We start from the raw sequence: 6,355 nt of genomic DNA, 5'->3' as shown, positions 1-6,355 counted from the left end.
CCGCGATGGCGCGGGGTGGAGCAGCCCGGTAGCTCGTCAGGCTCATAACCTGAAGGCCGCAGGTTCAAATCCTGCCCCCGCAACCAAATCACACAAAAGCCCGCAAGGAGAAATCCGGCGGGCTTTCCGCGTTCTAAAGGCGACAAAAACGCAGATGGGCGCAGGCCGAAAGGCGCCAGAGCAGGCAAGGGCCAAAGAACCGAGCACCCCGCTAAACCTGAGGCACCCCAACGCGGTGGGAGAGCGGCCCTTCAATTCTCAACGGCTGGGAGGGAGCTTCGTTGACGGCCGGCCCGATCGAGCCGTGCAAATACCGGGTCTCGCTCGATATGCCGTTGATCCTCGATTGAAGGGAGGAGCGCGCCGGCCCAAATGGTCGAGTGTTGCCTGACGCCGCCCGATCGGGCGGCGCTGCCGTTCATGTGGAGTGGTAGTCCCGGTCAATCGTCGACGACGGACCACTTGTCGTCGGGATCGAAGCGGTCGATGAAGGGCACGATCGCTTCCGTGCTCGGCCCGAGGTCGCGCTCGTAGATGATGCCCTGCTGGTTGACGACGAAGGTCTTCACCCCCGTCTCCGCATAGGTGACCGGCCAGGCGATCAGCGCAAAGCCGCCGATCATATTGCCGTTGATCACATAGTCGTAGCGGCCGCCGGCGATGTTGTCGCCCTGCGAGGTCAGGATGCGGAAGCGGTAGCCGAAATAGCCTTCGCCGGCTTTTGCCTTTTCCAAGGCCGCCTCGTTGATCGAGTCTCCGACGGGGCTTTCGCCGTCGCCCTGATCGGCAGGCCAATAGAGCCCGTCGGTCTGGCCGGGCGTGCTGATCAGCTTCTGGGCATATTCGAGGACACCATCGGAATCGCGATCCTCGGAAGCGTATTCCTTCTGGGCATCGACATAGGCTTCGACGGTGTCGATCGCCTGAAGCTCGTTCTCGCCGACGTGTCGGTTGACGATTTCTTCCAGGCCGACATAGGTATCGAAGGCCCATTTGCCGTCTTCGCCCTTGGTGAGCGGGAACGGCAGCGGCCAGAGCCGGTCGCCGATCTGAAGGATCTTGCGACCCTCCAGATCCCGCACGACGACATTGCGGGCCGCGCCTTCGCGAATGACGGCAAAGGTGTCCTTGACGCCCTCGCTGTCTTTCAGCTTGTCGGCATTCAGCCCCAGCAGTTTTGCCAGGCCATCGAAGTCATTTGCGGCGAGTTTCGCCTTGAATTCCTCGACGGCTTTGTCCGGATCGTCGAAGGCGGGCGGGTCTTCCGCGGCGGCATAGGCATCCAGCCCACCCACCATCTGGTCCGCCGGCGGCTGATCAGCCGGCGGTTGATCTCCAGCAGGCTGATCTCCTGCAGCTTGATTGCCTGCGGGTTTGTCGGCCGGCGGCTTGTCCTGCGAATAGGCGGAGCCGATCGGGGTTGCTACCAGAACCAGCGCCATCGCTGATCCCAGGAGAAGGGAATTGAAGAGTTTTGTCATGGTCGTTCTCCTGTGATCCGGTCAACGCCTACGGCCGCCGCCGCCGCCCCGTCCGCCGCCACCGCGGTGCATTTGCGGCCTGCCGCCGCCGCGGCTCATCTGCGGCCGCCCGCCGCCACGCTGGCCACCGCCCAAGCTCTGGCCGCCGCGGCGTGATGAGGCCACCTCGCGCCGTCCGGAATTGACGTTGCCAAGACCCGACGGCTTTTGCCGGTTCTGCGCCTTGGCGGCCATCTTCTTCTTTCCGGAGGGACGGTTGACCTGCGAAGGCTTGTTGCCACCGGCGCGGTTGATGTTCTGCCGCCCATCGCCGGGCCGCGCCTTGGCGATCGCCTGACCGCCACCGCCGCCGCCTGGGCGTGCGGCCGGTCTTTGCTGTGCCTTCAGTCCGTCGAGCGTGCTCTTGCGCACATCCCTGATCTGGCCGGCACCACCGCCCCCGGGCCGCGCGTTCGGCCGGTCGCGATTGATCTCGGCGGCGCGGTTGCGCAGGTTGTTGTTACCGTTCGCCTTGAGATTGTTCTTGATGTTGGTCCGGTCGAGCTGCTGTATCTGGTTACGGTCGAATTTGATCTTACTGCGATCGACATTCTTCCAATCGACGTCGTTCCATTTGACCTTGCCGTTGATGTTGTTGAAGCAGTTGTTGCAGTCGACATCGATGTCGCCGCCGTTCCAGCGGCCGCCCCAGACACCCCAATCATCCCAGTCGACGATCGCGGCGAAGGCCGCACCAGTCACCGCGCCGGCGAAGAAGGCCGCACCCGGATACCAGTAGGCGGGGTAGGGCTCGTCATAGTAGCCGATCGGCGCCGGCGCATAGTTCGGCTCGTAGAGCATCTCCGGCGGATACTGCGGCACGTAGATCGTTTCCGGGTTGGCCGCCTGGATGACGACGTTGTCGCCCTCCTGGACCACCTTCACCTTGTCATCGGACTTGATGATGTTCTTGGCGACCGCCTCGTCACGCAATTGCTGGATGGCGATCAGCACATCCTTCTGCTGGTTGGCGATGGCGTCGCCGAAGGACTGTGTCCATTCGAGATCTTCGCTCATCATCTTGACGATCTGCGGATAGTTCAGCAGCGAAATGACGCTGCCGTCCCAGTCCTCCTTCGGCTTCATGTCGGGCTTTTTCTGACGGGCCTCAAGGAAGCGTTCGGCCTCGACGATCTGCAACGGATAGAGTGCCGCTGCAGAAATGAGTGCCACCAATTCGTCCGGATAAAGCGCGATGCGCGCCACCAGAACCTCGAGCTCGTCATCGCTGAGCGGCTCGGGTGCTGTCTGTTGTTCCTGGGCAGTCGGCGCGGCCGCCGTCTGCTGGGCGAGAACCGTCGTGACGGGTGTTGTTATCAAAAACGCTATTGCGCTGCCGAGCGCGATGATCGTCTTTTTGATCATCTATCCAGCCTCCCTCGTGTATCGGGCGGTGGCGCGGGCGCTTGTACTGGCGCGCGGGACAGCCCCCTGTCGACGCTTCTTGTCTTGCAATTTCAAGCTGATCGGGCCGCGATCGCTGACCACGGTCGTTATCAGTCACTGGAATCTCTAGAGGAGGCCGGCGGATCGGGAAGCCCGGCAGGCGTATTCTACTGTATGTTACTGCCCCACGGTTGCCGTGAGCGTCCCATCCACGTGACGGTAGAACGCTTGCAGGGTGCCGGGGAGCACAAGGCTGCGGGCGTCGGCGGTTTCGCGTGGAGGGGAAGGGGCTAGCATGGACGAGGATCCTTCCCGATCGAATGTGATCCGCAACGGAACGAACGGGTCGCCTTCCATCGAGGCGAAGATCACGGATATCGCCCGGATCGGCATCGTCGGGCTTCTGGCCTATTGGTCCCTGACGCTGATCGCGCCCTTCGCGATCATCCTGATATGGGCGGCAATCCTCGCTGTGGCGCTCTTTCCGGCCTATGCCCGGCTTGGGCGCCTGCTCGGTTCGCGGCGCCTTTCCTCTTTCCTGATAACGCTGATATGTCTCGCCGTCATCGTTGCGCCACTGACTGCAATCGCCGTCAGTTTTGCCGAAGGGCTGCAGGCGCTGCTCGCCCGGCTTGCCGACGGTTCGCTGATCGTACCGGTCCCGCCGGAATACGTCCGCACGTGGCCTGTCGTCGGCGAGCGCATTCATGCGGCCTGGAGCATGGCGTCGGGCAATATCGAAGCACTGCTGAGCAAGATCGAACCGGCGCTGATGCAGGCCGGGACCAAGGTTCTCGGCAAGGTCGCGAGCGTCGGCGCCGAGGTCTTGAGTTTCGTGGTCTCGGTGTTGATCGCAGGTTTCCTATTCGGTTCGGCGGAGCGGCTGGCGGAAATGGCGCAGCGCTTTGCCGGCAGGATCGGCGGCCAGCGCGGCATCGGTTTCCTCAAGCTTTCGACCGCGACGATCCGCAACGTGGCGCGCGGCGTCATCGGCGTGGCGCTGCTACAGGCCTTTCTGTGCGGGCTGGTGCTCAGCCTGTTCGACGTGCCGGCACCCGGCGCAATCGCCTTCGTCGTGCTCGTGCTCTGCATCATCCAGATCGGCCCGGCGCTGGTGCTACTGCCCGTCATGATCTGGGCCTGGTTCACCATGGATTTCGGTCCGGCGCTGTTGCTGACGATCCTGTTGATCCCGCTTTTCGTCATCGACAACGTGATGAAGCCGATCCTGGTGGCACGCGGGCTGTCAACACCGACGCTGGTGATCCTGCTCGGGGTGCTCGGTGGCACGCTGTCCTACGGCCTGATCGGTCTTTTCCTCGGGCCGATCGTGCTGAGTGTCGCGCATGATCTGCTGATGGTTTGGGCGCGCTCGGATGCTGAGCCTGAGAAAGCGGCTGAACCCGCCGTTCGCGACGGCGAGCTTGAACCCGGCAATATCTGATCAGCGTATGGCGCTCGCGGTCCCTGCCTGTTGATACTCCGCCTCGGGCACGGAGACGCCGGCGGCGCGCAAGCCGTCGAACAGGCGGTGCTGATCCTCAGGCCGGTGCAATTGAGCGGCAATCGTCTGCCCGAGGTCACCGAGGAAGCCCGGGGCGTGGGTCTCGAACCACTTCCGCTCCTCGCGCGCCTGATCCGCCTTGCCGAGCTTGCCGAGAACCGCAAGCAGGAGGACCCGGTCGGCCGGGCTGGCGCTTGAATTGGCAAGGCGTGCCCATCGCTCGGCGGCGACATAGTCGCCCGCGAAGTAGGCGCAGCTTGCCAGCGCCCCCTCGAAAGCGCCTGTCTGGCCGAGATTGCGTTCCGTCGTGTCCGACAGAAGCTTGCAGCCTGCCTCCCACTGTCCCGACTGCGCGAGCCGGAGGCCGTATGCGCCGGCAAGCTCGCTGTCGTTGGGATTGATGGCAAGCGCACGGGCGCCGACAGCGAGGGCGGCATCGACCTCGCCGCGAGCGAAGAGGACGAGCATCTGCGCTTCGAGGGCGCGAACGTCGAAGGGGGCGAGATCGACGGCGCGCGCCGCCGCTTCGCCAGCCTGTTCCAGCAATCCTGGCGCGGACGCGGGGTCGGCGCGATCGCGCAGGGCATCGACATAGCTCATCGACAGAAGCGCCCAGGCGGTCGCATAGGTCGGAAATTGCCGGGTCGCGCGCTGCAGGCAGTCTTCGGCGGCGCGGCGGGATTGCGGATCGGCGTCGCCGCGATGATCGTAGTAGGTGAGGCTGCAGGCATAGGGCTTCCAACCTTCAGGAACCGAGTGCCTGAGTTCGGCCGCGCTTGCCTGAAAGACGGCGCCGTAGGGCTCTGCCACCGCGCTCGATACCGCCGCCGCGGTCCTTGCCTGCTGATCTATGACTTCGCCGGACTGCAGTCGTTCGTCATAGGTGTTTGCCCAGACGATCGCCCCGTCGGATCGCTGGACAAGCTTCACGACCAGCCGCAACCGTTCGCCCTCGAGCCTTACGCGTCCCTCGAGCGCATAGGCGTGATCGTCCGGTATCTGCAGTCGGCCGTTGCCGGTAACCGGCACGATCTCCTTGAACTTGGCAAGGTTGCTGACGACTTCGTCCGTCAGTCCCTGCGCCATCAGCGCCGATTGCCGGGTTCTTGAGAGATCCTCGAAAGGCGTGACGATCACCTTCGGGATATTGGGCCGATTGTTCGTGGTGCTTTCGTCACCGAAAAGCAGCAAGCCGGCCGATAGGCCGGCGACCCCACACACAAGCGCCGCAGCGCCAAGCAGGACGCGGCGGCGCTCATGCCAGCCGACCGCCACTGCTTCGGACGGTGGCGTTCCGCTTTCCATAAATGGTGCCGGCTGTTTTTCGGCCCGCCTTTCGAAGGTCGGCACATAGGCGCCCTTCGGCATGCGGATCACGATCTGGTCGCTGCGTCCGGCGACGAGGTAATAGCGTTCGAGCGCCCGTCGAATGCGGCCCGCCTCGATCCGAACGGCAGGATCCGTTTGCGGGTCGAAGGAGGAATCCCGGCCGAAAACCTCGGTGGCAATGGAATAGGCCTTAATGCGGTCGCCACGCCCGGCGAGCGTTTCCTCGATGACATAGGCCAGGAATTTACGGTCGCGGTCCGGAGCGTCGAATTCGGTGCTCAGGCGAATGCGCTCAAGCTGTGCCAGAACTTCTGCGCGGCTCGGCGGAGATATGGTCGGTTCAATGCCGACGTCCTGCTGGTCTCCGATGGCCATCACGCGCCTCCATGGTCACAATGTGAGATTGTATCCGGCGGCAGTGTATTCTCCCGTATCCTACGCACCGGTTCGGTCGGAGCGCAACATTTATTCGTGCACTGCGCCTCACGTTCCCTGCCGAGGCTGCGCGGGCGTGCGCTGGCGATGCCGAGGAAGCGGCGCGGGGCCGCGCTATCCCTCGCCGAGGTCATGACCCGCGCTGGACGGGAAAGGCGGCGGCCCGTGTTCCCGGTTCGCC

The 6,355-nt window shown here is 63.9% G+C and carries 4 protein-coding genes and 1 tRNA gene; 2 read left to right on the top strand and 3 right to left on the bottom strand.

Translation table 11 applies throughout. The features are described from left to right. The first annotated feature begins 9 nt into the window (after positions 1 to 9). A tRNA-Met gene (locus IB267_RS28850) sits at positions 10 to 86 on the top strand. A gap of 354 nt (positions 87 to 440) precedes the next feature. Here the strand turns inward: IB267_RS28850 and IB267_RS28845 are convergent. Next, a complete protein-coding gene (locus tag IB267_RS28845) occupies positions 441 to 1,481 on the bottom strand; it encodes a DUF2950 domain-containing protein (RefSeq protein WP_246810876.1) in 1,041 nt (346 codons plus the stop codon). Positions 1,482 to 1,502: 21 nt separating this feature from the next. After that, the gene (locus tag IB267_RS28840; protein WP_192450873.1) at positions 1,503 to 2,885 is read right to left on the bottom strand and encodes a DUF3300 domain-containing protein; all 1,383 of its coding nucleotides are present in this window, start codon (positions 2,883 to 2,885) and stop codon (positions 1,503 to 1,505) included. Between the two features lie 316 nt (positions 2,886 to 3,201). On the opposite strand from IB267_RS28840, the gene IB267_RS28835 reads away from it, so the two are divergent. After that, on the top strand, positions 3,202 to 4,350 hold the full coding sequence (locus IB267_RS28835; protein WP_192450872.1) for an AI-2E family transporter: 1,149 nt from the start codon (positions 3,202 to 3,204) through the stop codon (positions 4,348 to 4,350). On the opposite strand, the gene IB267_RS28830 is transcribed toward IB267_RS28835, so the two are convergent. Beyond that, positions 4,351 to 6,114 carry a hypothetical protein gene (locus IB267_RS28830; protein ID WP_192450871.1) on the bottom strand — a complete coding sequence of 588 codons (1,764 nt, stop codon included), beginning with the start codon at positions 6,112 to 6,114 and terminating at the stop codon, positions 4,351 to 4,353. Positions 6,115 to 6,355: the final 241 nt, after the last annotated feature.

The organism is Ensifer sp. ENS09 (assembly GCF_014852425.1).
GTDB lineage: Bacteria > Pseudomonadota > Alphaproteobacteria > Rhizobiales > Rhizobiaceae > Ensifer.
Note: the sequence above shows the minus strand (reverse complement) of the source record. Positions and strands in the feature narration are given on the sequence as shown.